This is a genomic window from Thermithiobacillus plumbiphilus (genome assembly GCF_038070005.1).
In the GTDB taxonomy this organism is placed as follows: Bacteria; Pseudomonadota; Gammaproteobacteria; order Acidithiobacillales; family Thermithiobacillaceae; genus JBBPCO01.
Genome location: NZ_JBBPCO010000002.1, coordinates 40,069 through 65,712 on the forward strand (window position 1 = coordinate 40,069; position 25,644 = coordinate 65,712).

The 25,644-nt window shown below is 59.5% G+C and carries 26 protein-coding genes and 2 pseudogenes; 4 read left to right on the forward strand and 24 right to left on the reverse strand.

Translation table 11 applies throughout. The features are described from left to right. Positions 1-75: 75 nt before the first annotated feature. Positions 76-2,559 (reverse strand): arsenate reductase (azurin) large subunit, encoded by a 2,484-nt coding sequence (locus tag WOB96_RS02175; protein WP_341369629.1) that lies wholly within the window; start codon positions 2,557-2,559, stop codon positions 76-78. A gap of 29 nt (positions 2,560-2,588) precedes the next feature. Further along, on the reverse strand, positions 2,589-3,155 hold the full coding sequence (locus WOB96_RS02180) for an arsenate reductase (azurin) small subunit (protein WP_341369630.1): 567 nt from the start codon (positions 3,153-3,155) through the stop codon (positions 2,589-2,591). A 363-nt stretch (positions 3,156-3,518) separates the two neighbouring features. Between WOB96_RS02180 and moaA the strand changes: the two genes are divergently transcribed. The 4 genes from moaA to WOB96_RS02200 are packed head-to-tail and all read left to right on the forward strand — an operon-like array spanning position 3,519 to position 8,254. Continuing rightward, on the forward strand, positions 3,519-4,505 hold the full coding sequence (gene moaA / locus WOB96_RS02185; RefSeq protein WP_341369631.1) for a GTP 3',8-cyclase MoaA: 987 nt from the start codon (positions 3,519-3,521) through the stop codon (positions 4,503-4,505). Positions 4,506-4,564: 59 nt separating this feature from the next. After that, positions 4,565-5,452: a substrate-binding domain-containing protein gene (locus WOB96_RS02190; protein WP_341369632.1), complete on the forward strand. Its 888-nt coding sequence runs from the start codon at positions 4,565-4,567 to the stop codon at positions 5,450-5,452. Continuing rightward, positions 5,442-6,881 (forward strand): sensor histidine kinase, encoded by a 1,440-nt coding sequence (locus WOB96_RS02195; RefSeq protein WP_341369633.1) that lies wholly within the window; start codon positions 5,442-5,444, stop codon positions 6,879-6,881. Before WOB96_RS02190 ends, WOB96_RS02195 begins: the two co-directional genes overlap by 11 nt. Before the next feature lie 2 nt (positions 6,882-6,883). Next, complete coding sequence (locus WOB96_RS02200; protein WP_341369634.1) at positions 6,884-8,254, forward strand: sigma-54-dependent transcriptional regulator; 1,371 nt, start codon at positions 6,884-6,886, stop codon at positions 8,252-8,254. Between the two features lie 194 nt (positions 8,255-8,448). Here the strand turns inward: WOB96_RS02200 and WOB96_RS02205 are convergent, their stop codons facing one another. From WOB96_RS02205 to WOB96_RS02310, 22 genes and pseudogenes are all read right to left on the reverse strand, one after another. After that, the gene (locus tag WOB96_RS02205; protein ID WP_341369635.1) at positions 8,449-9,735 is read right to left on the reverse strand and encodes an arsenic transporter; all 1,287 of its coding nucleotides are present in this window, start codon (positions 9,733-9,735) and stop codon (positions 8,449-8,451) included. Between the two features lies 1 nt (position 9,736). Then, complete coding sequence (locus WOB96_RS02210) at positions 9,737-10,210, reverse strand: CBS domain-containing protein (protein ID WP_341369636.1); 474 nt, start codon at positions 10,208-10,210, stop codon at positions 9,737-9,739. Continuing rightward, positions 10,161-10,712, reverse strand: a complete 552-nt coding sequence (locus WOB96_RS02215; protein WP_341369637.1) for a VOC family protein — start codon at positions 10,710-10,712, stop codon at positions 10,161-10,163. The genes WOB96_RS02210 and WOB96_RS02215 overlap by 50 nt, the downstream gene beginning before the upstream one ends. Then, a complete protein-coding gene (arsA, locus tag WOB96_RS02220; protein WP_479725475.1) occupies positions 10,709-12,487 on the reverse strand; it encodes an arsenical pump-driving ATPase in 1,779 nt (592 codons plus the stop codon). The genes WOB96_RS02215 and arsA overlap by 4 nt, the downstream gene beginning before the upstream one ends. Positions 12,488-12,509: 22 nt before the next feature. After that, positions 12,510-12,878: an arsenite efflux transporter metallochaperone ArsD gene (arsD, locus tag WOB96_RS02225; protein ID WP_341369638.1), complete on the reverse strand. Its 369-nt coding sequence runs from the start codon at positions 12,876-12,878 to the stop codon at positions 12,510-12,512. A gap of 40 nt (positions 12,879-12,918) precedes the next feature. Continuing rightward, positions 12,919-13,398 carry an arsenate reductase ArsC gene (locus WOB96_RS02230; RefSeq protein WP_341369639.1) on the reverse strand — a complete coding sequence of 160 codons (480 nt, stop codon included), beginning with the start codon at positions 13,396-13,398 and terminating at the stop codon, positions 12,919-12,921. Then, a complete protein-coding gene (locus WOB96_RS02235; protein ID WP_341369640.1) occupies positions 13,395-13,769 on the reverse strand; it encodes an ArsR/SmtB family transcription factor in 375 nt (124 codons plus the stop codon). The genes WOB96_RS02230 and WOB96_RS02235 overlap by 4 nt, the downstream gene beginning before the upstream one ends. Before the next feature lie 260 nt (positions 13,770-14,029). Then, positions 14,030-14,326 (reverse strand): thioredoxin family protein, encoded by a 297-nt coding sequence (locus WOB96_RS02240; RefSeq protein ID WP_341369641.1) that lies wholly within the window; start codon positions 14,324-14,326, stop codon positions 14,030-14,032. A 23-nt stretch (positions 14,327-14,349) separates the two neighbouring features. After that, positions 14,350-14,643, reverse strand: coding sequence for a hypothetical protein (locus tag WOB96_RS02245; protein ID WP_341369642.1), 294 nt, complete (start codon positions 14,641-14,643; stop codon positions 14,350-14,352). Between the two features lie 15 nt (positions 14,644-14,658). Next, positions 14,659-14,877 carry a YgaP family membrane protein gene (locus WOB96_RS02250; RefSeq protein ID WP_341369643.1) on the reverse strand — a complete coding sequence of 73 codons (219 nt, stop codon included), beginning with the start codon at positions 14,875-14,877 and terminating at the stop codon, positions 14,659-14,661. Between the two features lie 24 nt (positions 14,878-14,901). Continuing rightward, positions 14,902-15,957, reverse strand: coding sequence for a permease (locus tag WOB96_RS02255; RefSeq protein ID WP_341369644.1), 1,056 nt, complete (start codon positions 15,955-15,957; stop codon positions 14,902-14,904). A 96-nt stretch (positions 15,958-16,053) separates the two neighbouring features. Then, on the reverse strand, positions 16,054-16,587 hold the full coding sequence (locus WOB96_RS02260; RefSeq protein WP_341369645.1) for a sigma-70 family RNA polymerase sigma factor: 534 nt from the start codon (positions 16,585-16,587) through the stop codon (positions 16,054-16,056). A 106-nt stretch (positions 16,588-16,693) separates the two neighbouring features. Further along, on the reverse strand, positions 16,694-17,644 hold the full coding sequence (locus WOB96_RS02265) for an MBL fold metallo-hydrolase (protein WP_341369646.1): 951 nt from the start codon (positions 17,642-17,644) through the stop codon (positions 16,694-16,696). A gap of 181 nt (positions 17,645-17,825) precedes the next feature. Beyond that, a complete protein-coding gene (locus WOB96_RS02270) occupies positions 17,826-18,950 on the reverse strand; it encodes a PepSY-associated TM helix domain-containing protein (RefSeq protein ID WP_341369647.1) in 1,125 nt (374 codons plus the stop codon). A 3-nt stretch (positions 18,951-18,953) separates the two neighbouring features. Then, a complete protein-coding gene (locus WOB96_RS02275; protein WP_341369648.1) occupies positions 18,954-21,152 on the reverse strand; it encodes a TonB-dependent receptor plug domain-containing protein in 2,199 nt (732 codons plus the stop codon). 33 nt (positions 21,153-21,185) lie between these two features. Beyond that, positions 21,186-23,120 carry a ferrous iron transporter B gene (gene feoB, locus WOB96_RS02280; RefSeq protein WP_341369649.1) on the reverse strand — a complete coding sequence of 645 codons (1,935 nt, stop codon included), beginning with the start codon at positions 23,118-23,120 and terminating at the stop codon, positions 21,186-21,188. Then, on the reverse strand, positions 23,117-23,377 hold the full coding sequence (locus WOB96_RS02285; RefSeq protein WP_341369650.1) for a FeoA family protein: 261 nt from the start codon (positions 23,375-23,377) through the stop codon (positions 23,117-23,119). The genes feoB and WOB96_RS02285 overlap by 4 nt, the downstream gene beginning before the upstream one ends. Beyond that, positions 23,364-23,504: a MotA/TolQ/ExbB proton channel family protein gene (locus WOB96_RS02290; protein WP_341369651.1), complete on the reverse strand. Its 141-nt coding sequence runs from the start codon at positions 23,502-23,504 to the stop codon at positions 23,364-23,366. Before WOB96_RS02290 ends, WOB96_RS02285 begins: the two co-directional genes overlap by 14 nt. Positions 23,505-23,506: 2 nt before the next feature. Then, positions 23,507-23,734 (reverse strand): hypothetical protein, encoded by a 228-nt coding sequence (locus WOB96_RS02295; RefSeq protein ID WP_341369652.1) that lies wholly within the window; start codon positions 23,732-23,734, stop codon positions 23,507-23,509. Positions 23,735-23,911: 177 nt separating this feature from the next. Further along, positions 23,912-24,274 (reverse strand): hypothetical protein, encoded by a 363-nt coding sequence (locus tag WOB96_RS02300; RefSeq protein WP_341369653.1) that lies wholly within the window; start codon positions 24,272-24,274, stop codon positions 23,912-23,914. A 53-nt stretch (positions 24,275-24,327) separates the two neighbouring features. Further along, positions 24,328-24,798 (reverse strand): annotated as a pseudogene (locus tag WOB96_RS02305) (IS5 family transposase); the annotation flags it as partial. Between the two features lie 193 nt (positions 24,799-24,991). Then, positions 24,992-25,566, reverse strand: a pseudogene (locus WOB96_RS02310) (transposase). Between the last annotated feature and the right edge of the window lie 78 nt (positions 25,567-25,644).

Consider the following 25,644-nt stretch of genomic DNA (forward strand, 5'->3'; position numbering starts at 1 on the left):
AAATTACCGATTGCTTCGAACTTGAGAAAGGGGTGCCCATTGCGGGCACCTCAATACAGAAACACAGGGAAGAGATTAGATGAAACGCCTGCTCTTGAAACTGACCGACTTTTTGTACTCATCCATGCTGCCAACTCGGCGAATGCTGGCCCACGCTCCCTTGTAATAGGGCACCACGTTCCGGTCGACGGCTTCAGTAACGACATTTCCTTGAACGCCATTGTCATAACCAAACATCATGAAGGCTTGGTGGGGCTTGATGTCAGATTCCACATAGGCCATGGCAAAGGTGGAACCGTAATCGTTATAGATCTCCACAATATCTCCAGAACTGATCCCGAGCTTTTTTGCGTCATCAGGATTCAGCTCGATGGGCGCCATCGGGTAGCGCCCGCGCACAAAAGGCGTGTATTTATCGTGATAAGCCGACTGCCATACCAGATTGGTGCGTCCATTGTTGATCCAGAATGGATATTTGGCCTTCTGCGCAGCAACGGACTTGAGCATGCCGGCCCAAGGGGAAGGCTGGAAATAGGCCTTGCCGCTCGGGGTATCGAACTTGCCATCCAAGTACATCATCTCGGTACCGATGAGCTTGCCGTCCTTGTACTCCTTTATCGGTAACTGCACGCCATTGTTGCCGGCAGCCACCAAGCGAGCATAAGTGACCAAATACCCCGTATCTCCGCCTTGGCTATCAATTGGACCCGCATCCGGTCTACCCGCCTGGCGGAAGCCATCATTGAATGCATCTTCCTCCGATTTCCAATCGAAGCCGGCGAAACGTTGCGCCTTCTCGTGCTTACCTTCTTTCTCGTAGAGCTGCTTGAGGGTGTTGGCAATGTCGGCGGCAATTAAGCAATCCGGTTTGGCGCTGCCCGGGCCCTGCATGAACTTCTGGGACAGACGCATGCGCCGCTCACCATTCATGGAAGTCAGGTTCATCTCGCCGGGTTGGGTAGCGGGGAGCAGCAGGTGCGCAGCTTCCGCAAACTTGGTGGGGTAAAGATCGATATCCGCCACGAACAAGCCGCCTTTGTTGCTAACGGCGTCATAGATGATGTCCACCAGTTCCGCCGTGGAGGCGCCGCGCGCTTTCGCAATCGCCGCCTTGACGATGTTGCTGCGTCGGTAGACTGCCTCCCGATATTGCTCCGCATTGATGGTCGTCTGGAAAGCATTGCAGGCCCAGACAGTGAGCATCTTGCCCTTGCCATGAATGATCTCTTGATCGATATAGGGAGCAGGACGCGGGCCCGGATAAGGCGGGCGAGCGTAGCCCTCCTGATGACCGCCCATGCGAACCACGCCTGTGCCGCGTCGTCCCACGTTGTGAGTGGCCAGTACCAGATTGACCAGTGCGGACTGGATACGATAGTTGTCATTCCCCCAAATGATGCCCTTTTCATAGGCATGCATGCTGCGGGGGCGGCTGCCATCGGCCTTGGGCTTGTACGCCCACTCTGCCGCCTGCTTGAGCTTGGCGACCGGAATGCCAGTTATTTGGCTGCTTTCTTCAAGGCTCACGCGGTTTTCTTTGAACGTCTCTTTAAACCCCTTGGTATGCTGCTCAATGAATGCCTTATCATGCCACCCCTGATCGACCACATAGGTGAATAATCCATTAAAGAGCGCCGTATCTGTCCCTGGCTGGATATCCAGATGCAGGACCCGCTCTGGACCCGCCACCTGCTCCGCAATGGCGATAGAGGGGGTACGGCGCGGATCCACAAAAATGATCCGGCCCTGGTCTACGCTTTCTTTCGGAAACCACTCCTTCTTCTTATCAACGGTAGAGCCCTGCAGATTGGGCACCCAATGGACGAGAAAGTAATTGGACTGGGCTTCGTAGGGACTGTTACCGATGGAAATGAGGGTGTCGGCAAGTTCGGCGTCCTCATAGGAGTTGTTCAGCTCCCCGATCCCCATATCCCGGGTGGCGTGGCACTCGGAATTGTAGGCCGGCCGATTGTGCACGCGGACCATCTTGGTTTTCAAGCCAGAAAATATCAACTTGCCCGTCGCCCAGGTGTTTTCGAACCCACCGCCAGCGCCGCCATGATCGAAAAGGTTGAACATGAGCTGATCAGGACCATCCTTATCCAGGATCTTTTTGGTCAATCCGGCATAGAGGGCCATGGCCTGAGGCCACGTGGTATCCATCCAGTCATCCCCCAGGAAAATTCGTGGATGGTGCAGACGGGCCTTGCCCACACCGTCGGGGGTATACATGACAGATGCCATCCGACCCCCCCGCGTCGACGACAGCCCCTGGTTGACGACACACTGTTTGTCGGGCAACACCATGATGTTGTACTGTCTGCCATTGCTATCGGTAATCACGTTATGCATGGCAGGCGTCATCGTCAAGGCAAAAGGCGGGACCTGCTGGCGAAAATCCAAGCCCAAAGCGTTTTGATTGGGCGCGCGACCTCCCTCCTTATTTTCGGGCCATTTATACACGTGGTATCCACAACCCACGATACAGAAATGACAGGTCATATTGGTCTTCTGAGCATTTACCGGCGGCAGCGGCAAGCGATCATCATTTCCACTCATTGCAACTTCTCCTTTAGCTGAACTGATTGCTACAGCAGATTGGCCTGTCGACCATAAATTAGGCCATTCACCGCAACTGCCCTCACCATATCGTTTTTCTCGTCATACTCGAGTTCGATCTGAGGTAAATTCTCAGTGGCTTGGCCGATGATCATCTGCCCGCCCTTGCTAGGATCAAACATGCTGAAGTGACAACCGCACTTAAAGCGCGCCTGCTTCGCATCATAGGCCAAAGGGCATCCCATGTGCGTACAAAGCGTGCTGTAGGCCACGATGTCTTTATCCGGCCCCACTCCACCTATAACGGGCTCCCCCATTTTCAGCAACGTGCAAGGGGAGGACGCATCAGGGTAGTTAAAAGTAACAGGGGTGCCGGCCTTTAAGGCTTGAGCCTTAGTCACTGGCGTGCTCGGATAAGGCAAGGTAGCAGCCCCCACGGGAGACTGGTTGACTGGGGCCTGGTTGGCTGGGGGCTGATTTTTGTCCTTTTCCAAAGCCTGATCTGGCATGCTCCTCCCAGTACACGCGACCAATCCTGCTCCGGCCGTGACCCCCCCAATCTTCAGGAAGTTTCTACGCGACATTTTGTTGCTCATACTCTTGCTCCTTTGCGCTTGACGCGACGTGACATGGGTTTCGGGCAATCATTACCAGGGCCTACCCTGGTAATAGCAATAATTATGCCAAACTTTTATCTGTGTTTCTGGCCCTTAAACCAGCCGCCCGCGCGCGGTTTTCCCATCTATGGGGGTAGCCAGTAGATGCGGCGTGCACGTTACCATTTGTGCCCATTCCACTCAGATCCGGACTTGTTTTGTTACCAATGGGTAACATTCTCATTTCTCATCGCCCTCCACTTATATTCAGGATTCAGGCTCGATTCTTGCTAGCTGTCTTGTCGCAGCCCGCATGCGGGCATTCACCACAACCGCCATATCCTAGTACAAGGTATATTGTCCATGTCTGAAAGAGCAATGCTTGTTGATGGTTTTGGCCGCCGCATCGAATACCTCCGCCTTTCCGTCACAGACCGCTGTGATCTACGCTGCACGTACTGCATTCCCGAGGGGTTCAAAGACTTCGAGGAACCAGATCATTGGTTAAATTTCGACGAGATCGAGCAACTGGTAGGAGCCTTCGTGCGCTTGGGTGTCAACAAGATCCGGCTCACCGGAGGGGAGCCGTTGCTGCGCCGCAATTTAACTGAGCTTGTGGCCAGGCTTGCCGCACTGCCCGGCATCGGGGATCTTTCTCTGAGTACAAACGCCACTCAACTGGCCAAACATGCAGCGGAACTAAAAGCCCTCGGCCTGAATCGAATTAATGTAAGTCTTGATTCTCTTGATCCTGGCAAGTTACAGCGCATTGCTGGGCGGGATTGTCTGGGTAAGGTCCTGTCCGGCTTGATGGCGGCAAAGGCAGCAGGCTTTGCGCAGATCAAGATCAACACCGTCGTAATGCGCGGTGTGAATGATGATGAGATTGATGCTTTATTGGCTTTTTGCTGGGGACATGGCTTTACCTTGCGGCTCATTGAAACCATGCCGATGGGCGATACTGGACGAAACGCCCAGTATGTCGATCTGCAACCTATAAGACAGCGTCTGCGTACTCAGTATGGGTTGATTGAGGGCTTGGTCGCTGGCGGTGGCCCCGCCCAATACCTGACAAGCCCGGATGGTGCCTTCAGCGTTGGGTTCATCACCCCTATTTCCCAGCATTTTTGTACAAGTTGCAACCGTATTCGTTTGACTGTGGACGGAACCTTGTACCTGTGTTTAGGCCAAGACGAGAAATTTGAATTTCGCACCTTGCTTCGCGCCGGCGCTTTACAGTCAGATCTTGAGCGTCACATTCGCGAAGCGATCGCGCTGAAGCCCGAACGACATGAATTCAAGGAATCCCCCCATAAAATCATTCGCGTCATGGCCAAAACGGGAGGCTAGTCCACCAGGCAATCGCCGGCTTGCTAGCCCTTGTTCGCTTGACAATAGTCGAAAAAATCATGGATAAACGCAGGTTTTTGCACCATCTAGTCGGAACATCTTCCCTGCTGGTCCTTGCGCCAGGTTCAGCTTTTGCACAGGTTTCGCTTTCCAAAGCCTTAACGCCATTGCGCATTGGGTTAACGCCTGTTTTCCTTGAGGACCAAACCGCGCTGCTCCAAGCCACTCAGGCGTATCTGGAGTATCGGCTTGGTAGAACGATCCAGTTAGTCCAGCGTTCAAGCTACGGAGAGATCTTAAGTTTGCTCTTTCAGAATAAGTTGGATTTTGCCTGGATATGCGGCTACCCTTTTGTCCACTGGCGTGAGTATATGCGCTTGCTGGCTGTACCCTTGTTTCATGGACAACCGCTGTATCAATCCTACTTTATCGTTTCCAGCGAGAATCGCACAACGCAGTCCCTCCTGGATTTGCGTGGGAAACTCTTCGCCTACTCTGACCCGAACTCCAATTCCGGTTATCTGGTGCCCCAATATAAGCTCTGGGCGCGCCAAGAGGATCCGCGCTTCTTTTTTAAAAAGGCTATTTTCACGTGGGCACACCGTGCGGTCGTGGAGGCGGTGGCAGCAGGGCTGGTGGACGGCGGGGCAGTGGATGGATATGTATACGATACACTAGCTCTCCTCAATCCCGATCTCGTACATCGTACCCGGGTCGTCACCAAATCCGAAAAGTTCGGCTTTCCACCCATAGTAGCCAGCACTCATGTCAATCACGGTGATTTCCTCAGCTTGCAAAATGCGCTACTTGCGATGCATCGTGATCCACATGGCATCGCCATTTTACGCCAGTTTAACCTGGATGGTTTTATCGTGGGCTCAGACCGGCTTTACAATAGCATTAATCATATGATGCGATTCGTCAACAGCAAAATCCATGCTGCGTAATATTTCTTTTAGCACCATTGTGCCCTTGCGTGTCAGCGTATTGATTGTTGCAAGCGCAGTGATTGTGACACTCTCCTTAAGTTTCAAGACTTATGTTGACCTCCGTAGGGATCTTTTGCTAAATGTCTATAGCCTCGGAAATATTCTGATTAGTACACTCATTCCCGATTTGCAGCACGATGAAGTCTGGCATGCATTTGAAACCATCAACTGGCCAATTAAAAACATTCCCAAGGGCAATATCTGGGCCCCGGCTCTGGTAGTCGTTCTCGATGCTGACCACAGAGTTTTCGTCTCGACCGACCCCAAGAAATATCCCATGCTGGCGCGTTTTGACCATGGGCCAAATATGTCAATCCCTGCGATCAGTGCGAGCCTGTTATCCAATACTTCCCCGTTTGAATTTGCGGGCCACGAATTTGGTGACAGCATATATTACGCAGCTCCTATCATTTCCGACAGCGTCAGAATTGGGACTCTGCTGCTGGTATATAGAAAACAGGACCTTTGGCGACGCATTGAATCGAGTTTGATCATTGGTGTTATCATTACATTCTTGATTCTGATCATTCTCATACCGCTTGGCTGGTATTGGGGACGACGGTTCGCTAAGCCGCTCGCTGACTTGGCCGCTTGTCTGGGTCATGTGGGCCATGTTCCCCCGGATCAGATCTCTTGCGAACTCTACGAAGGGCAGGATGAAATCGGCCGCTTGGCCGCACAGTTCAAAAAAATGTTAGAGGTGCTGCAAGAAAGTGAGGCATTAAAGCAGCATCTCGTCGTATCCGAACGCCTGACTGCCATCGGTCGCCTGAGCGCCGGGATTGCCCATGAAATTAACAATCCCTTAGGCGGCATGCTCAATGCAATCAGTACCCTCAAGCGCCATGGCCATGTCGATCCATTGACTGAAAGGACCATCGCGCTTCTGGAGCGCGGCTTGCTGCAGATCAAGGACGCTATATCGGTTCTGCTGGTAGAGTCTCGCATCGAGCCTCGCTCGCTGACCTGGAAGGACCTGGATGACGTGCATGTCCTGGTGGCTCCAGAAGTTGCCAAAAAGCAGATTCGGCTGGATTGGCAAAATCGGGTCCAGGATAATCTACCACTTCCCGCTACCCCCATTCGCCAAGTGCTCATCAACTTACTGTTGAATGCTATTCGCGCGGCGGATTTGGGGGGGCAAATACGTTGTATTTTATTGCTGAACCAAGATACGTTTACTATCACCGTTGAAAACGACGGCCAATATATCGAGGCTGAGCAAATGAAACACATTTTCGAGCCATTCGTGGGTTATGACCAAGCTGGCCATGGCTTGGGACTGTGGGTTACTTATCAGGTCATCACCCAGTTGCACGGGGAGATCCAAGTTAGCAGCATCCCCGGACATACCTCCTTCTACATTGTGTTGCCTATAGAGTCTTGAGCATGCGAAACATTAAAGTATGTTTGGTTGAGGACGATGAGATCATGGGAGCTTCCCTATGCGATCGTTTTGCCTTGGAGGGGATTGACTGTGCATGGTATCGGGATGGCGAAAGTGCCTTTGAAGCGATTCGCCATTGCCGCTACAGCCTGGTCATTTGCGATATTCGCCTGCCGGATTGCGACGGCGGCGAGATGTTTCGACGCATCAAGGAAACCCTTTCGACAATACCCCCTTTTATTTTCATCACCGGTTACGGTTCCATCGATCGTGCGGTCCAACTACTGAAACTGGGCGCAGCCGATTACGTTTCAAAGCCGTTCGACTTGGGTCAACTCATCGAGAAAATCCACCTGCTTTGCCGCAACGATGTGAGTACCTGCGAAACGATCTCTGCGGTACGCGGCACCGCCCTTGGGATTTCTGCCGCAATGCGACGGATTGAAGACATGCTCCCCCGCCTTGCTCAACGTGCCCAGACCGTGCTCATTACCGGAGAGTCCGGTGTAGGCAAAGAACATGTTACATACGCCCTGCATCTGGCAGGAAACGGAGAGCGACGGCCGTTTGTGGCCGTGAACTGCGGGGCCCTCCCCGAGAACCTCTACGAGGCCGAATTATTCGGCTATGAGAAAGGAGCATTCACCAACGCCTTGCGCATGAAGAAGGGGTATTTTGAACAAGCCAATGGGGGCATGCTGTTTCTGGATGAAGTCGGCGAGATGCCGTTAGCCATGCAGGTCAAACTGCTAAGAGCTGTGCAAGAGCGGTCTATACGGCGCGTGGGTGGTGAAAAGCCCATCCCGCTGGATTTTAAACTTATCTGTGCAACCAATCGGGACTTGAAAGATATGGTCGAGCGAGGCGAGTTTCGCGAAGACCTATTCTATCGAATTAATGTGGTTCACTTGAAGGTTCCACCACTGCGCGAGCGCAAAGAAGATACTTTGTGGTTCGCTGATCGGTTTCTGCGAGAGTACGCTGACCATCACATGGAGCCCCAAAAAGACCTTCAACCGTCAGCGCGACAGGCGCTCGTCAGTTACGCATGGCCCGGCAATATACGTGAATTGAAGAACGTTATTGAACGTGCTTGCATATTATCCAGTAGTCCAGCACTCACGATGGAGGATCTCTTTCCAGAATCCAACCATCTAGTCGGCGATATAGATCCACGCCTCTCCTCAAACGATCTCAATGAGTATTTGGAAGGGCAGGAAAAAGAATTCTTGCTGTCAGCGCTGGAGCGGCATGACTGGAAAATCGGCGATACCGCGCAATCTGTGGGCATCTCGCGGAAGAATTTATGGCAGAAAATGCGCAAGCTCGACATCCAAGTGCAAGAGGCCAATGAGTCGCCGCCGGTTTCCTAGAACTTATCCCACAAATCCGGATCTGATAACTATGAGATCGGAGTGGAGGGGTGAAGTGCCAATCCCGGACCGAGTGCAGGAAGACCGGCGAGCGGTGCTGATAGCGCTTTGGCGCCAGCAAGACCGCTTGCAACACCAGCTCGTGAGTCTGGCTGGACTCATCGACCATCGGACGCTCGCCAGAACCACATGCATCAACCGAGACTCAGGCGCAGTGCCAGTGCTGCCAGGGTCGCCGCCAATACGGGGACGGTCAGCACAATGCCCACCTTGAAGTAATACCCCCATGTGATCGTCATACCCTTGCGCGCCAGCACATGCAGCCAAAGCAGCGTCGCCAGCGAGCCGATCGGCGTGATCTTCGGCCCCAGGTCACTGCCGATCACATTGGCGTAGATCATCGCGTCCTTGACCACACCGGTTGCACTCGTGGCATCAATGGACAGGGCGCCCACCAGTACCGTAGGCATGTTGTTCATCGCCGAGGACAGCAGCGCTGTGAGGAAGCCAGTGCCAAAGGCGGCGCCCCATACACCGCCTTGTGCGAAGTAATCCAGCAGCCTTGCGATATGCTCCGTCAGGCCCTGGTTACGCAACCCATAGACCACGAGATACATGCCCAGCGAGAAAACGACAATTTGCCAGGGCGCTTCACGGATCACTTTGCGGGTGCTGATGACATGCCCGCGCGCAGCGACTGCGAGCAACAGCAGGGCGCCTGCGGCAGCCACGGCGCTAACCGGCACGCCCAGCGGCTCAAGGCCGAAGAATCCGACCAGCAGCAGCACCAGAACCACCCAGCCGAAACGAAAGGTGGCCACATCGCGAATGGCCTCATTCGGCTGTTTCAACTGATTCACGTCGTAGCGTGCCGGGATGCTGCGGCGGAAATAGACCGACAGCACGGCCAGAGAGGCCATGATGGCGACAATATTCACCGGAATCATCACCGCAGCGTAGTCATTGAACCCGATCTTGAAAAAGTCGGCAGAGACGATGTTGACCAGGTTGGATACGACTAGCGGCAGGCTGGCGGCATCTGCGATGAAACCGGCCGCCATGACGAAGGCGAGCGTTGCCGCTGGACTGAACCCCAGTGCCAACAACATGGCCATAACGATGGGCGTGAGAATCAGGGCTGCGCCATCGTTGGCGAAAAGCGCGGCGACAGCTGCACCCAGCAGGATGATCAGCGCAAACAGCAGACGTCCTTTTCCGCCACCCCAGCGTGTGACGTGCAAGGCCGCCCATTCGAAAAAACCAGCCTCATCGAGCAACAGGCTAATGATGATGATGGCAATGAAGGTGGCCGTGGCGTTCCAGACGATCTGCCAGACGACAGGAATGTCACCGAGGTGAACGACACCGGACAGTAACGCCACGACAGCGCCAAGCGTCGCACTCCAGCCAATGCCCAGCCCGCGCGGCTGCCAGATCACCAGGACGATAGTGGCAAGAAAAATCAGTAGGGCGGCAATCACGTCAATTCTCTCTTTTCAGCGGGTTTTCGAGTTCATCAAGAAGGCTCAAGAGGTCAATCCGGGAGATGACGCCGATCACTTTGCCATCTTCCACGACAGGAAGGGACGTCACGTGATGATCCACCATCAGCCGGGCTGCAACGGACGGATGCATGTCAGGCGCGACGCTGTGCACTTCCGTGGTCATCACCTCTGCGGCGGTACGCCCCTCAGCCTTGTCGCGCTGTGTCCCCTTTGGGCCAAGGAAGGAAACCCAGAAGTTCTCCTTCCAAGCCGTTTCACCGGGTTCAAGCCGTTCGTCCGCGCCCCGGTGAATCAAGTCCTCCCCAGTCACAACGCCGATCAGCCGACCCGCGCCGTTGACCACCGGTACGCCGTTGATGCGATGAGCCAGCAGCAGTCTTGCGATGTCCTCAACCGGAGTTTCAGGTTGAACGGTTACCGGATCGGGCGTCATGAAATTCCGGATCAACATGGTCAATCTCCTTGGTTTGGTGCTCAGATTGCTCGGTTTGCCCATCGAGCAGGAATACCGGCTCCTTGTCCGCAGGCATTTCTGCGAGTTCTTCATCGGTCAAGCGGGCGTAGACCTCGATGAGGTAACCGGTGGGGTCGCGCAGCCACAGCTCGTGCAGCGGGATGCCGCGCCAAGTCGTGCGCGGCGGCTTGACGATCTCGGCGCCCACCGCCACGGCGGCGTGATAGGCGGCGAGCATTTCGGCTTTTCCGGCCACACCCAAGCCCAGGTGGTAGAGGCTGTAGGTGTCGAGTGCCTCGTCGCGATCATTGACCAGCAACACCAGGTTGAGTCGCAGATGCGGCACGATGAAGGTGCTGTACCGCGCCGTGCTGTCTTTGGGCGAGACACCCAGAAAGGCGCTGTAAAAGCGGGTGCTGCGACCCAGATCGGCGACGCGCAAACTGAGGTGGAATTCCCCGGCTGCGGGGAATTCAGGGGTGACAGTAGAAGGCATCATTTGACGTTCACCTTGACAAGCGCACGCAGTCGTTCTGCGCCGATCGGTTCTTCCTTCAGAAGCGGAACAACCGCGTAACGGTTCGCGTGCTGATTGGCCACGGCGCTGATTTCGCGCAGTTCGTTGGCCGCACGCTGACGCAGTAAGGGCGACCTGGCCGAAGCCGCCGCCACACTGGTGTTGATGATCCAGGCCCACGGCTCGATTCCGGCACGGCGCAAATCGGCTTGCAGGTGGGTAGCCTCCAGTACCGGCGTCGTTTCCGCCAGCGTGACGACGAGGACTTTCGTTTGCTTCGGGTCCTGCAATTGCATCATCGGCGTTGTGAAGCTCACGCCGCTCTTGCCCGCCTGTCGCGTCACCTCGCGGTGATACGCGCCCGTCGCGTCGAGCAGGAGCAAGGTGTGCCCGGTCGGCGCCGTGTCCATCACCACGAACTTTTTACCGGCCTCGCGGATGACGCGCGAGAACGCCTGGAAGACCGCAATCTCTTCCGTGCAGGGCGAGCGCAGGTCTTCTTCCAGCATGGCACGGCCTTCGGCATCGAGATCCTTGCCTTTGGTTTCGAGCACATGCTGGCGATAGCGCTCGGTCTCGGCATGCGGATCGATCCGGCTCACCGTGAGATTGTCGAGCGAGGCGGCCAGGGTTTCGCCCAGATGGGCTGCCGGATCGGACGTGGTCAGATGCACCGGCAAGCCCCGATCAGCGAGTTCGACGGCGATGGCGGCGGCTAGCGTCGTCTTGCCCACGCCCCCTTTGCCCATCAACATGACCAGCCCGTGTCCATCCGCCGCAATGCCGTCGATCAGGTCGGCCACGCCGGGTTCGGCGAGTTCGATCGGGGAATCGACGGCGACGGGAGCTTGCGGTGGCAGGTCGGTCAGCAACTGCCGCAGCGCATCGAGGCCGACGAGATTGAAGGGCTTGAGTTCTACATGGTCACGCGGAAGCGCTGTCAACGCAGCCGGGAGCTTATTCAGCGCCTTTTGTTCGCGTTCGTGGATGGCTGCGGCCAGCGGGTCAGTGGCGGCTTCGATGTGCGGCAGGATGCCGTTGATGACGAGATGTTGCTGTTTGAGACCAATGGCGGCCAGTTCTTCATGGGTGCGGGCCACTTCGCGCAAGGTCGCCTGCTGGGCGCGAGCGACCAGCACCAGACGGGTTTGCAGCGGATCGGCCAAGGCTTCAACCGCCGCCTTGTACTGGGTACGCTGCTTTTCCAGACCGGCCAGTGGGCCGAGGCACGAGGCATCGCCCTTGCCGGCTTCCAGAAAGCCGCTCCATGCGCCGGGCAGTTGCAGTAAGCGGATAGTGTGGCCAGTGGGCGCCGTATCAAAGATGATGTGCTCGTAATCAGCCGTGAGCGCCGCGTCGGTCAGTAGCGCGGTGAACTCGTCGAAGGCGGCGATTTCGGTGGTGCACGCGCCGGACAACGATTCTTCGACGCCCTTCACCACATCATCAGGAAGCACGCCGCGTACCGGGCCGACCAGGCGCTCCCGATAGGCACTGGCCGCTGCCTCGGGATCGATTTCAAGGGCAGAAAGACGTGGAACCGCCGGAATCGGTGTGACGCGATTGCCGATGTCAACACCAAATACCTGCCCGACGTTGGAGGCCGGATCGGTACTGACCAGGAGGACGCGCTTTCCGGCTTCAGCCAGCTGAATGGCCGTGGCGCAGGCCATCGAGGTCTTGCCGACACCGCCCTTGCCGGTGAAAAAGAGGTAGCGGGGAGGCTGTTGCAGGAATTTCATCATCATTTTCTCCATATTGTCATTTTCTCCATGGTGTTCAGCAGCAGCCACGCGGGCCGGAGCCGCAACCGCCCGTTGTCGGCTTGGCGGCGTCTGCCGGTTGATCAATGCCGATCCAGAGGGCCAATTCAGCCCGCTTCGGATAACGCCCCGCGAGAGCCACTTCACCATCGACCAGGATTAGTGGCAGCGCGTCCTGACCGGAGCGCTGCAAAAACCCTCTGACGGTCGCGTTGTCGGCAAACGTCTGTGGTTGCTGCGCCAGGTTGTAGCGCTCGATGTGCGCGCCGTTCTGCTTCGCCCAATCGACATCGGCGGCAAAAGTCACCAAAGCCTGGTCAATATCCACGCCGCATACCCCGGTGCTGCAGCACAATGACGGGTCAAACACTTCGATCTTTTTCATTTCAAATCTCCATCAAGTATTCAAATGTCAGACAAAAAAACTACGCCGAAAGCGCCCCAATCCGATCCAGTTCCGCCTTCAAGCGTGTCCGGTCGTGTTCGAGCTGCGCCAAGGGCAACGCGAGAAAGGCTTCGATACGATGCCGCAAGATACGGTAGGCCGTCGTGAACGCGGCTTCGATTTCCGCTTCGGTCCCTGTGGCATGTGCGGGATCGTCAACACCCCAATGCGCCCGCACAACTGGGCCCAGGTAAGCCGGACAGGTTTCTCCTGCGGCGTTCGAGCAGACAGTGATGACCGCATCCGGTACCAGCGGCAGGTTATCCCAGGATTTGCTGTGCAATCCGTCCGTAGCAATACCTTCACGCGCCAGGAGCGCCAGGGAACGCGGATGGACCGTCCCGGTCGGCTGACTGCCTGCGCTCATCGCTTTCCAGCCTGTCGGCGCCAAGTGGTTGAAGGTCGCTTCCGCCAAGATGGAACGGCAGGAATTACCGGTACAAAGAAACAGAATATTCATGTCGTTGCTTTCCTTGTGGTGGGGGCTAGGGGCAAGAGTTCCTCTGAACATTTAGAGGTGGTACGCAGTTCAAGGCATTGATCGGGACTACCCGAACAGCATTCTTCGGTGAGGTATGCGATCAAATCCAACATCAACGGGATGTCCGCCCGGTAACGCTGGAAACGGCCCTCCTGCTCAACGGTCACCAAGCGAGCTTGCGACAGCGCCTTGAGGTGAAAGGAGAGGTTGGCCGGCGGTACATCCAGCGCGTTAGCAATCTCGCCTGCCACCATGCCGTCCGGTCCCTTCTTGACCAACAGCCTGAATACGTCCAAGCGCAGGCCCGATGAGAGGGATTCGAAGATCGATGTTGCGGCTTGCTTTTCCATGTTTAAATGCTACTACAACTATCAAAACGATGCAAGCGCGTTACTCTGGCCGCTTAGACTATACGGTTTTGTCCTTGGGCACAGCCTTGTAGAATTCGGCCATATTTTCGGGGCTGAACTACTTTTGCGTGGCGCCCTCGGTCGCGTCCAAGCTGACGAGGTTGAGCGCCCCAAGTATGTGGCCGCCCTGCACGGAATGGCGGATGAGCTTACCGGTATAGACGAATGTGTGTGACGAGGTTCAGCAGCACTTGCCGCCGCTACAGCAACCGCCGCTCGCGGGCGCAGCTTGCGGGCGCAGCTTGCGGCGCGCTGAGCGAACCGGCCAGCCAGCCGGCGATCTTGTCGCGGCTGGGCACGCCGCCGGCATGCACGACCTTGCCGTCGATGACCACGCCCGGCGTCGACATCACACCGTAGCCCATGATCGCCTGGATGTCCTCGATCTTTTCGAGTTGCACCTCGACGCCTTTTTCGGCAGCGACGTCCTCGATCAGCTTGAGGGTGGTTTTGCAGTTGGCACAGCCGGTGCCGAGTACTTTGATTTGGGTGCTCATGGTGTTCTCCAGAAAGTAAAAAATCAGCAGCAGGACTGACCCGCGGCGGTGGGCGTGCAGCAGGCCTCGCCCTCGGCTGCGGCGGCGGGCGCAACGATGCCCGCCATCGCCTGATCGAAACTGAAATTGAGCTTCTCGCCCGCTTCGTCGCGGATGTGGCGGGCGATGTCGACGACCGGGTCGATGTGCGCCTGCGATAGCCCGGGTTGCCGTAGACGGTCGACCTGACACAGGCCTTGTTTGGGGTAGTTAACCGCGATGTTCGCCGCCAGCGACACCAGGGCCACGATGGAAGGGTGCAAGGGTGCTTCGCTCATGCTGTCATCCTCATCCTAGCTGCCGCAGCAGGTGCCGGATTTCCTGCCTTCGCCCAGCATCCTGCTGGCCGGGCAGAAACCGGTGAAGGTGGCCTGGAGGGCCATGAGGCCGACGAAGGCCGCCAGCCACAGCCAGGTAGGGGCGAGCAGGTTTATCTGCCCGGTGAAGTGGGTCAGCGCCAGCGCGATCAGGATCATGGCGGATATCATGCGAACGGTTTTGTTACCTTTCATTGCTGCGACTCCTTGTGTGGAAAATCAAATCAATACGTTGAACACATAGCCCACCAGCAAAATGCCGGCGGCGACGACCCCAACGAATGTGGCGATCAGCCGGGGCTTGAGCACCTTGCGCAGGATGATCATTTCCGGCGCCGAGAGGGCGATCACGCTCATCATAAATGCCAGAACCGTGCCGAGTGCCGCGCCTTTGGCGAGCAACGCCTGGACGATGGGGATCACGCCCGCCGCGTTGGTGTACATCGGCACGCCGATCAGCACGGCGGCAGGCAGCGACCACCACGGCGCATTCTTGCCCATGATCGAGGCCATGAAATCCTCCGGCACGTAGCCGTGGATACCGGCGCCCAATGCCACGCCAAGCACGATGTAGATCCACACCTTGGCGACGATCTCGCGCACATGGTGGAAACCGTTTTCGATGCGCTCGCCCCAACTCATCGTGCCTTCGACGGCGGCGGACGGAACCTGCGAGTTCTGCATGGCGCGTACCCAGTCTTCCAGGTGGTGCTCCATGTGAAGCTCGCCGATGACGATGCCGGAGACGATGGCGACGGCCAGCCCCATCAGCAGGTACAGCGCAGCGATCTTCCAGCCGAACAGGCCGAACAGCATCGCCAGCGCGATTTCGTTCACCATGGGGGCGGAGATCAGGAAAGAAAAGGTTACCCCCAGCGGCACGCCGGCCTGCAGAAAGCCGATGAAGAGCGGCACCGCCGAGCAGGAGCAGAACGGCGTGACGATGCCGAGACTGGCCGCCATGACGTTGCCCACGCCGCGCCGTCGCCCGGAAAGCAGCGCACGGGTGCGTTCCGGGGAGACAAAGGTATGCACGATGCCCATGACGAAGACGATGCCGGTCAACAACAGCAGCACCTTGGGGGTGTCGTACAGGAAGAATTGCAGCGCGCCGCCCAGATGGCTGTCGCGTTCGACCGGCAGCGCAGCGACCAGCGCTTCGGACGCCGGGATCAGCGCCTGATAGAGGGCGAACCAGATCGCGGCGGCCACGACCAGGAACAGGATCGGCTGCCGGCTGGGCCAGCGTTTAAGCTGAAGGGCGAATGCGTGCATGGGCGACTTCCGTTTATGTCTTCAACAAGAAGACGAATAAACAAGAAGACGAATAACCTGGCAAAAGGATGCAGGGCTATGACAATAAAAACGAAATCAGGTTTTGGCGTCGCGCGGGACGAAGCAGCAGGCCTTGCCCGCGTCGTCGAATTTCACTTGGCAGGCATCGCTCAGGTGTTCGCGCAGACGCTTGCGGGCTCGCTGCACGCGCGACTTGGCACCAGGCAGGGTGAGGTCCTTGAGACGCGCATAATCCTCCTGACTCATGCCGTCGAGGTCGCAACGGGTGATGGCGTCGCGGTCTTCCTCCGATAGTTCGGACAGCGCGCGCGGCAGGCAGGCGGCAAGCGACTCGATGGCGGGCGTTTCTTCCAGTTCGGCCGCCAGATCGTCCGGCAGTTCCACCTGTTCCTTCTTCATGCGCAGGCGATCAGCCACCGCATTCCTGACCACCTCGAACAGCCAAGCGCGGGCATTGGCGATTTCGCAGAATTTCTCGTCCTGGCGCATGGCCTTGAGAAACAGATCCTGCAGCATGTCCTCGGTATCGTGCGGATTGCCCAGCCGGCTGCGTAGCCAGCCGCGCAGTTCGCGTTCGTGCTTGTCCCAGGCGCTCATCAAGCAGTTCATCTTCAGTCTCCCGCGCTTGGGTTCAGGTTGGCTCGATCAGACGTAGCCAGATTATTCCTGATACCTAAGCTGCGGGCACACCTGCAACTGGCGTATGCATCGAACATTATTGCGACTCGAACTGGGTGAATGCGCGGTTCATGTTGGCGCGGTGCAGGTCACTGTAGTTCTTCAGGTGGCGGAACGCAGGCACGTCGGCGTAGCGGTCGAGCGTGGCATCCATCGGCTCCATCTCGCGCGCGGCGGTGCCGACTTTCTCGGCCAGGAAGTCGTAGTAGTCGCCGGTCTCACGCTGCGCCTGCGCCAGGTCGCACACGCGGCCGTGGCCGGGCACGATGCGCATGGGCTTGAGCGCGGCGAGCGCCTTGAACGCCTTCTGGCCGTTCTTCACGCTGGACCAGGGCAATACGGCCAGCAGACGGTCCACATAGACCAGATCACCGCTGAACATGACACGCTGCTTGGGTAACCACACCCTGGCGTCGCCCGGGTAGTGGGTGTCGGTGTAGGCGAGTTCGAGCTTTATGCCGCCGAGGGTGAGCGTGGCGTGGTCGCCCGCCAGCGTCTTGGTGGCGGGCAAGGGCTTCGTGCCGGCGAGCCGCGCGCCGAGGAAGCGTTCGAGACCCTGCATCTGCTGGGTTGCATCTTCCGCCTGGGTGGCCGCAGTACGCTGCATGGCGACGACCTCGGCGCCCTGTGCCGCGAAGTAGTCGTTGCCGAGCCAGCGGTGGTCCTGGCTGCCGGTGTTGATAACCCAACGCACCGGCTGCTCGGTCACCTTGCGCACGGCGGCTTCGAGTTTCTGCGCGCCCAGCCGGCTTGGACCGGAGTCGATTAGGATCACGCCTTCACGCGTGACGATGAAGCCGTAGTTGGCGTTGAGGCCGTCGTTCTCCGCGCTGCGCTGGCCCAGCGGGCCGACGATCGCGTAGACGTTGTTGATGACCTTTTCCGCGTGTGGATGGTATTTGGCGCCCAGTGCGGCGTCGGCGTGCGCGGCCAGCGCAGTCAAGGCCATGAAGGCACCGAGGAGGATCGATAGGGTTTGTCGGAACATAATTTTTCCTTAATTTGATTTCGGCGTACAGGCAGACCGGTTTCCTACCAGCCCCTGCTTGGGCATGATCCGCGTCCTTGCGATACTGTATTTTTGTACATTCTATCATTTTTGTACATTCTATCGCATGAGCGGGATGTCGAAGCTGGACAGCCCCAATCAAGAATCGACACTTGGCGGCTCAAACCTGGGGCAGCGCCTGGTCCTGTAGCCGCGCACGCCTGCGCCGCAACCAGCCCCGGAAGCCGAACACGAAATGGGTCGCCAGGGCCAGCCCGGCGACAACGAACAGCCACCGCCCGGCAAGCCCGAGGATTTCGCCGGTATGCGCGAACAAGGACAGCGCACGCAGTTGTTGCGCGCCGGAGGCGGCGAGCCAGCCTTGGCGGCCGATCACCGCACCATCGGTGGCGGCGAGATAGATACGCTCGTCGGGCCGCTGCCACGTTCCTTGAGCGGCGTGCCGCAGTTCGACACGGTAGCGGCCGTCGCCCGCTTCATGACGGATTACGCGTGGCCGATACTGCGTGGCCTCGACGCCCAGCGCTATTTGCGCGCGCTGCGCCGCCGCATCGAAGCCGATTGCCTGAGCGGCCCGGGTGTCGGCAGGGTAGCGGATGTCGCCGAAAACCTCGTCGTCGAACACCATCAGCACGGTCGTCGCGGCCAATATGAGCGCGAAGGCCGACAGCCATAGCCCGCTTGCGCGATGCGCGTCGGTGTCGACGTTGCGGATGGCCCACATGCGCTTCCACCGGGCCCACGCGAAGCGCCGCGGCAGGGTGATGAACACGCCCGCCGCCGCCAGCGGCAGCCACAGCGCTGCCACGACCGCCAGCAGACTCTGCGCTGCTTCGCCGCTCAAGAGTTCGGTGTGCAGGTCATTGAGCGTGGGCATCAGATGCAGCCGGTCGAGGCCGCGCGCGTCGTGGTCGCGCCAGCCATGAACCGCGCCGCTGACAGGATCGACGAAGACCTCGATCTCGCGCGGCTCGGCCGTGGCCGATTCCATACGCACCATCGTGACCGACTCGGCGGGCACGCCGGGAATCACCCGCGTAGCGACATAGCCCGCCGCTTGCGCCGTCGTCGTGCCGATACCGAGCTGTGCGGCGCGCGTGGCCTGAGTCTCAAGCGCAAGCGCTGTGCCCGGCGTGGCGGCGCGCATAACCTCCGGCAGGATGAAGCGCTCGATGTCCGATCCGAACTGGATCAGCACGCCGCTGGCGCACTGCAGCGTCAGCAGCGCAAACAGCGCCAGCCCTAGCCAGCGGTGCAACCGCAATATCCAGGCACGTATCGCCATCGCTTAGAAACTCCAGTTCAGCCGCGCGTAGATGGCGCGGTAGGTCGGCTCGGACGTACGCGCCAGCGACTGCGGGCTGCCTGCGGCGTCGAACACGCGGTCCTCGCGCTCCTCGGTCTCGCCCAGCAGGTTGGTCAGGCTGAGCGAAAAAACCGCGGCGCGCGATATCTCGGTGCGCATCGTCAGGTCCACGCGGGTACGCGCGTCAATGTCGCTGTCGAGGCGGCCGCCGCCGGACAGACGTTGTGCCTGGTCGATGGGCGCGGTCCAGTTCACCGCGAACCCGAACACCGTCCGCCATGCCGGCACCTGATAGTCAACGCCGAGGTTGGCGACCACATCAGGCTGATCGAGGAAAGGCCGGCCGGCGCCGCCGCTCTCGTCGACGCGGGAGCGGGTGTAGACCGCGTTGCCCCACAGCGTCACCGCATCCAGCCCGATGCCGTCGAGCGGCACGCGGCCGGTCGCTTCGAGCCCGGTAGCGCGCCCCTTGCCGACGTTCTCCGGGATCGACACGAAGCGCCCTGCCTCGTTGCGCACGACGTCCTCGATCTTGTCCGAGAAGCGGCGCGCGAAGGCATTCAGCGACACTTGGCCGCGCTGTTGCGCGAAGTAGTGATACAAACCCGTGTCGACCCCCCACACCGATTCGGGACGCTGGTCGGGATTGCCCTGGCGGTCCGGGTCGGCCGCCGTGCCGGCGTTCGATTCGGTGGCCGGCGACAGCGTGCGCAGGTCAGGCCGGCGTAGCGTGCGCGCGACGCCGAAGCGCAAGTCGGTCGAGGGCTGAAGGGCATACACCAGATTCATCGATGGAAGCAAGAAGCTTGCATCTCGCCGCCGCTTGTCGCCGAAGAAATCCTCGGTCGTGGTCTCCGAGCGCTCGTGGCGCAGGCCGTAGTTGGCCCGCAGACGATCGCCAACCTGCCAATCGTCTTCGGCCCACGCGGCCAGACGCTGCTCCTCGATCGCGAAGATTCGGTCGGCGCGTGGCGCCGCGGGCACGCCGTTGGTGACTTCACCGTTGTTTTCGTCGTGGGTCTCGCGGCTACCTTCGACACCGAAGCGCATCGCATGGTCGCCCCGGCGCAGCGACAGCACCGCCTCGGGGCGCAACGACGTCATCTCGATCAGTTCGAAGCGCTGACGCTCGCGGTTGATCGTGCTGTTGGTATTGAATCGCACCTCGTCGCGGTCGGTGTCGACCTTGGCGCGCTGCGCGTCGAGGCCGACCAGAAAGTCGGAGCGGTCGCCCAGCTTGTGCTCGACCGCCGTATAGATGCCATAGGTCTGGCGCGCGCGTTCGAGCCGTTCGGCGGTGACGCGGTCATGGGTGACCAGGTCAGCCTTGAGCGGCGTATCGATATCATCGTCCCACGTCTCCTGGATGCGCGTGTAGATCGGCTCGAAGCGCAAGCGTGTATCGTCGCTCACGGCCAGGCTCAGGCGCGGCGCGAACGTCACCTGGTCGAAGTGGCGCTGGTTTTCGTTCAGTGTCGCGCCGGTTGGGGCGCCGTCGCCGTCGTACTCGTAGACATTCTTGCTTTCCGAACGACGGAAGCGCTGTGCGTTGAAGGCCAGCGAGTATTCGAGTGCGCCCCTGGCGCCGCCCGTGACCAGACCCGCTTCGCCCTGTGCGCCGTTGCTCTCCAGATGACCAGCACCGACCGTGATCTGCGTCGGCAACTGGGCCCCGTCCTTGAGCACGATGTTGATGGTGCCGGCTACGCCTTGGGCGTCCATGCTTGCGCGCGGCGCGCGGATCACCTCGACGCGCTCGACCAGTCCGGTCGGGATACGGTCGAGCTCGACGGTGCGGCGTGAATTGCCGTCGAGCAGACGTCGCCCGTTGATCAGCACCTGCGTGTATTGACTGGGCAGGCCGCGCAGACGCACTTCGCGCGCCCGGTTGGCGCCGTCGAAGGTCACGCCCGGCACGCGGCGCAGGGCGTCGCCGAGCGACTGCTCCCCGTACTGCGCGAGTTGCTTCGAACCGATCACCGACATCGCGTTGGCCGAATCGACCTCGACGTTCGCCGCACGTTGCGCGGAGTTCTCGATGGTGGCGGTGACGATGACGGGTTCGAGCGTGACCTCCGAAGCATGAGCCTGTGAGTGCGCGACCCATAACGGCAGCGCTGAAAGGATAAACGAGATGGTGGCGGATTGACAAAAGAACTGCTTTATTAATTGGGTTTCCATTTATTGGTTACCTGTAAACAGAAGGGGCATGGGTCATCCCCAACCCGCTGCGACGGCGAGGTGATACACGATGAAACACGCGAGCCAGGCCATGCCGAACAGATAGCCGGCCATGAGAAGCGGCATTTTCCAGCCGCCGGTTTCGCGCTTGACGGTGGCGAGCGTGGACAGGCACTGCGGTGCGAAGACGAACCAGGTCAGCAGCGACAGCGCGGTGGCGAGGCTCCAACTGTGCGCGATCAGCGGTGTCAGGGCTTGTGCGGTGTCGTCGCCGCTGGCCGACAGCGCGTAGACGGTGCCGAGCGCGCTGACCGCGACTTCGCGCGCGGCCATGCCCGGCACCAGTGCCACGCTGATCTGCCAGTTGAAGCCGATGGGCTCAAATATCGTGGCGAGGCCTTGGCCGAGCGTGCCGGCGAGGCTGTATTCGATCGCCGGTCCGGTCGCGCCGGCGGGCGGCGCGGGGAAGCTGGCGAGGAACCACATGACAACTGTGAGTGCCAGGATGATGCCGCCGACGCGCTTGAGGAAGATGGACGCGCGCTGCCACAGGCCGATGGCGACGTTGCGCGGCGTCGGCCAATGGTAGGTCGGCAGTTCCATCATCAGCGGCCGTGGCAGGCCGCGGGTGGTGAGGCGCTTGGCCAGCCAGGCGATGCCCATCGCGCTGAGCACGCCGGCGACGTAGAGGCCGAACAGCACCAGGCCCTGCAACTTGAACAGGCCGGCCACGTCGCGCTTGGGGATGAAGGCGCCGATCAGCAGCGCATACACCGGCAGCCGCGCCGAGCAGGTCATCAGCGGCGCGATCATGATGGTGACCAGGCGGTCGCGCGGGCTGGCGATGGTGCGCGCGGCCATGATGCCGGGGATCGCGCAGGCGAAGCTGGACAGCAGCGGGATGAACGAACGGCCCGACAGGCCCACGCTGCCCATCAGGCGGTCGAGCATGAAGGCGGCGCGCGGCAGGTAGCCCGACTCCTCCAGGATCAGGATGAAGAAGAACAGGATGAGGATCTGCGGCAGGAACACCAGCACCCCGCCCGCGCCCGCGATGATCCCGTCGACGAGCAGGCTGCGCAACCAGCCGTCGGGCAGCGCGGCGGTGACGCCGTCAGCCACCCATGTGGTGGCAGATTCGATCCAGCCCATCGGCGCCTCGGCCCAGCTGAACACGGCCTGGAACATCAGAAACAACACCACCATGAGCAGCGCCATGCCGATGACCGGGTGCAGCACCACGCGGTCAATCCGGTCAGATAGCGTGTGCGGCGCGTGCACGTCGAGGCCGAGGCTGACGAGGATGCGCTGCACCGTGTCGTGGTCTGCTTCCACCGTGACGACCGGGGCGTCGGTTTCCGATGCGGGCAAGTGCGCGGCATCGCCGCGCCAGGCCTCGGCCGGCGCATCGAGCAGCGTACGCAGGGCGGTTGCGCCGCCCTTCCTGACCGCGACGGTCTTGACCACGGGCACGCCGAGCTCGAGGGACAGTTTGTCCACATCCACGTGGATGCCGCGCCGCGCCGCCAGGTCGGTCATGTTGAGCGCCACCACACAGGGCAGGCCGAGGCGTTTCATGGCTAGGACGAGGCGGAGATTGCGCCGCAGGTTGGTGGCGTCGACCACGCAGATCACGCGGTCCGGGCGTTTTTCGCCGCGCGCGCGACCCATCAGCACGTCGACCGTCACCTGCTCGTCGGGCGAACGCGGGTTGAGGCTGTAGGTGCCCGGCAAGTCGAGCACGCGCAGCGCCTTGCCCGCCGTCGTGAGATAGCGGCCTTCCTTGCGTTCGACGGTGACGCCGGCGTAGTTCGCCACCTTCTGCCGGCCACCCGTCAGGACGTTGAACAACGCGGTCTTGCCGCAGTTGGGGTTGCCCACCAGTGCCACCAGCGGCCCGCCGCGATGTACATGAACGACGGCGGATTGCGCGTGGTCGCGGTTGCCCGAATCGTGGCAGGCGCTCATGCAGCCCCCAGCGCGTTATCCAGCAGCGTGACTTCGATGCAGGCGGCCTCGGCGCAGCGCAGGGCGAAGGTGGACGAGCCGACGCGTACCACCAGCGGATCACCGCCCGGCTGCGCGCGCGCCATCAGCATCACTTTCTCGCCGGGGATGAAGCCCAACTCCTGTAGCCAGTTGTGCCATTCCGGCGCGTGCTCAGGCGTGTGGATGCGCTCGATGCGGTAAAGCTGGAAATCGTCCGAGCGGTCAAGGGTGAACATGTCTGAGAATCCCGGAACGGTTCAATGGGCAGCGGTTTTCGGCTCGGTGACGAACCCGATCTGCGCGGTTGAAGATGTTGTAGGCAAGCACGGCTGGGATGGCGACCGCCAGGCCGAGCGCGGTCATGATCAGCGCCTCAACCACCGGTTCATGCGCCAGTTGGCGATGCTCTTGGACACGATGAAGTACCAGGTGATCACCGAGCCGTCCGGGTTGACCAGGACATTCAGCCACACGACGCCTTCCTCGCCGAGTCGCTTCGACAGCGCCGGATAGGGGAGTGCGGCAGCCGCGAAACGCACTGCGTTCCGCAGATCGGCTTTCACGGCAGAAGGGGCGGTCAACGAGGCTGTCATCCCGGATAAATTCAATTCATGAGTGCGGACGAGGGAGGGCATCCCTGACGGGCAGCGAGTTTGCAAGCGCATACCTGCCCTCCCCAATGTTGGGTTACTTCACGACGGTAACATTGATAATAATGATAATAGTTCGCATTATGTAAGTCAATTAATCAGTTTCGACTACTGTCTGCGCTAGCCGTCGATGTCGCGCACCCGTAGCCACCTCGCTACCGCAGGCCGCAGCCGTAGCAGCTCTGGAGCAGCATCCGGTGCTTGGGGTTCGAACACGCCAAGATGCGCCGCGCCTCGTTGCGCGTCAGCAAACTCGGGAATGCGCTGGGCACGCTTCGGTACCACGAACAGCACGTCGAACAACGGCCACTTCAGCACCTGCACATAGAGAGAACGCACCGCGAGATGAATCCGGCACGTCGAAGCGGACAGCGAGCGATCAAGCGCCAGATGCCTGAACCAGGCCTCATGCGGTGCGTGGTGAATGAATCGCCTCGGGAATGAACTGACCCCCAAGAGCTGGACGGATAGCGTTAGCGGCATACTGCCTGTAGTCGATACTTCACTGGGCGCACTACGCCCGTGATGGCAGGTATCTACTGCCGATCAGCAGGTTGGTAAAGGCTGCCAGCCAGTACAGCCGGTGGGTGTTCCGGTCCGGACTGGTTCCTGGTGGAACTGGGAGCGGCAATGATGCTGGCATCCAGGATGCTGCCCTCGCGCAGCATCAGACCGTGCTGCGCCAGATGCTGGTTCACCGCAGCAAACACGACCTGACCCAGGCCATGGCGCTCCAGGAAATGCCGAAAGTTGAGGATGGTGGTCTCATCGGGCAAGGGATCGGACAGGCTCAGCCCGGCGAAGCGGCGCATGGAGGCAATCTCGTACAGGGCATCTTCCATGGCCGGGTCGCTGAGATTGTAAAAGAGCTGCAGACAGTGCACCCGGAGCATGACGGACAAGCGATACGGTGGCCGGCCCTGACGCCCCTGGGGATAGTGGCGTGCGATCTGGGCTTCCAGCGCGGCCCAGGGAATCAGCTGCTCCATCCGCGCCAGAAACACCTCCCGGCGGGTCCGCCGCTTCTTGCTCTAGTACTCGGCTTCGGCAAAACTCAGCTGATCCATGACTCACCTCCACGCTACGCTGGCCAATGACATCATTATCCACTATACGGCGAGTTTTTCAGAGTCTCCCTAACCGAAAAACAATCGGTACTACGGTAATCCTCCCCTTTTTAGGGGTCCGCGCAAGTAGAGGTTATGCCACGAAGGCCAACTTTTGTTGAGGGGTAATACCGCCGATGGCCATGTTCGGGCGTTCGTGGTTGTAGGTCCAGAGCCATCGGGTGGCGAAGTCCTGGACTTGTGCAATGGATCAAACAGATGCTGGTTCAACCAGTCATAGCGCACGGTGCGGTTGTAGCGCTCGACATAGGCGTTCTGTTGCGGCTTGCCGGGCTGGATATGGGTAATGGTAACACCCTGAGCCTTGGCCCAATCGGTGAGCAACTGGCTGATGTATTCGGGACCATTGTCACAGCGGATCACCAAAGGCTTTCCACGCCAGGCAATCAGGTGATCGAGGGCCTCGGTGACGATCTCGGCCTACAATCGTTCTTCGGCATACATCTTCTTCAGTCGCCGGTTCTCGTCCTCCAGTTCCTTGAGCCGCGCCATCAGCGACGCATCCATGCCGCCGTACCGGGCGCGCCACTTGTAAAAGGTCGCATTGCTCATGCCGTGCTCACGGCACAGGGTCGGAACCGGTGTGCCACCCTCCGCCTGCTTCAATATGCCCAGGATCTGGCTGTCAGTGTAGCGGGACTTCTTCATGCACAATCTCCTCAGGTCTTCAGTCTATGAGAAAATTCTACTTACAAAAACCGCTGATTTGTGGGGGGATTACCCCCT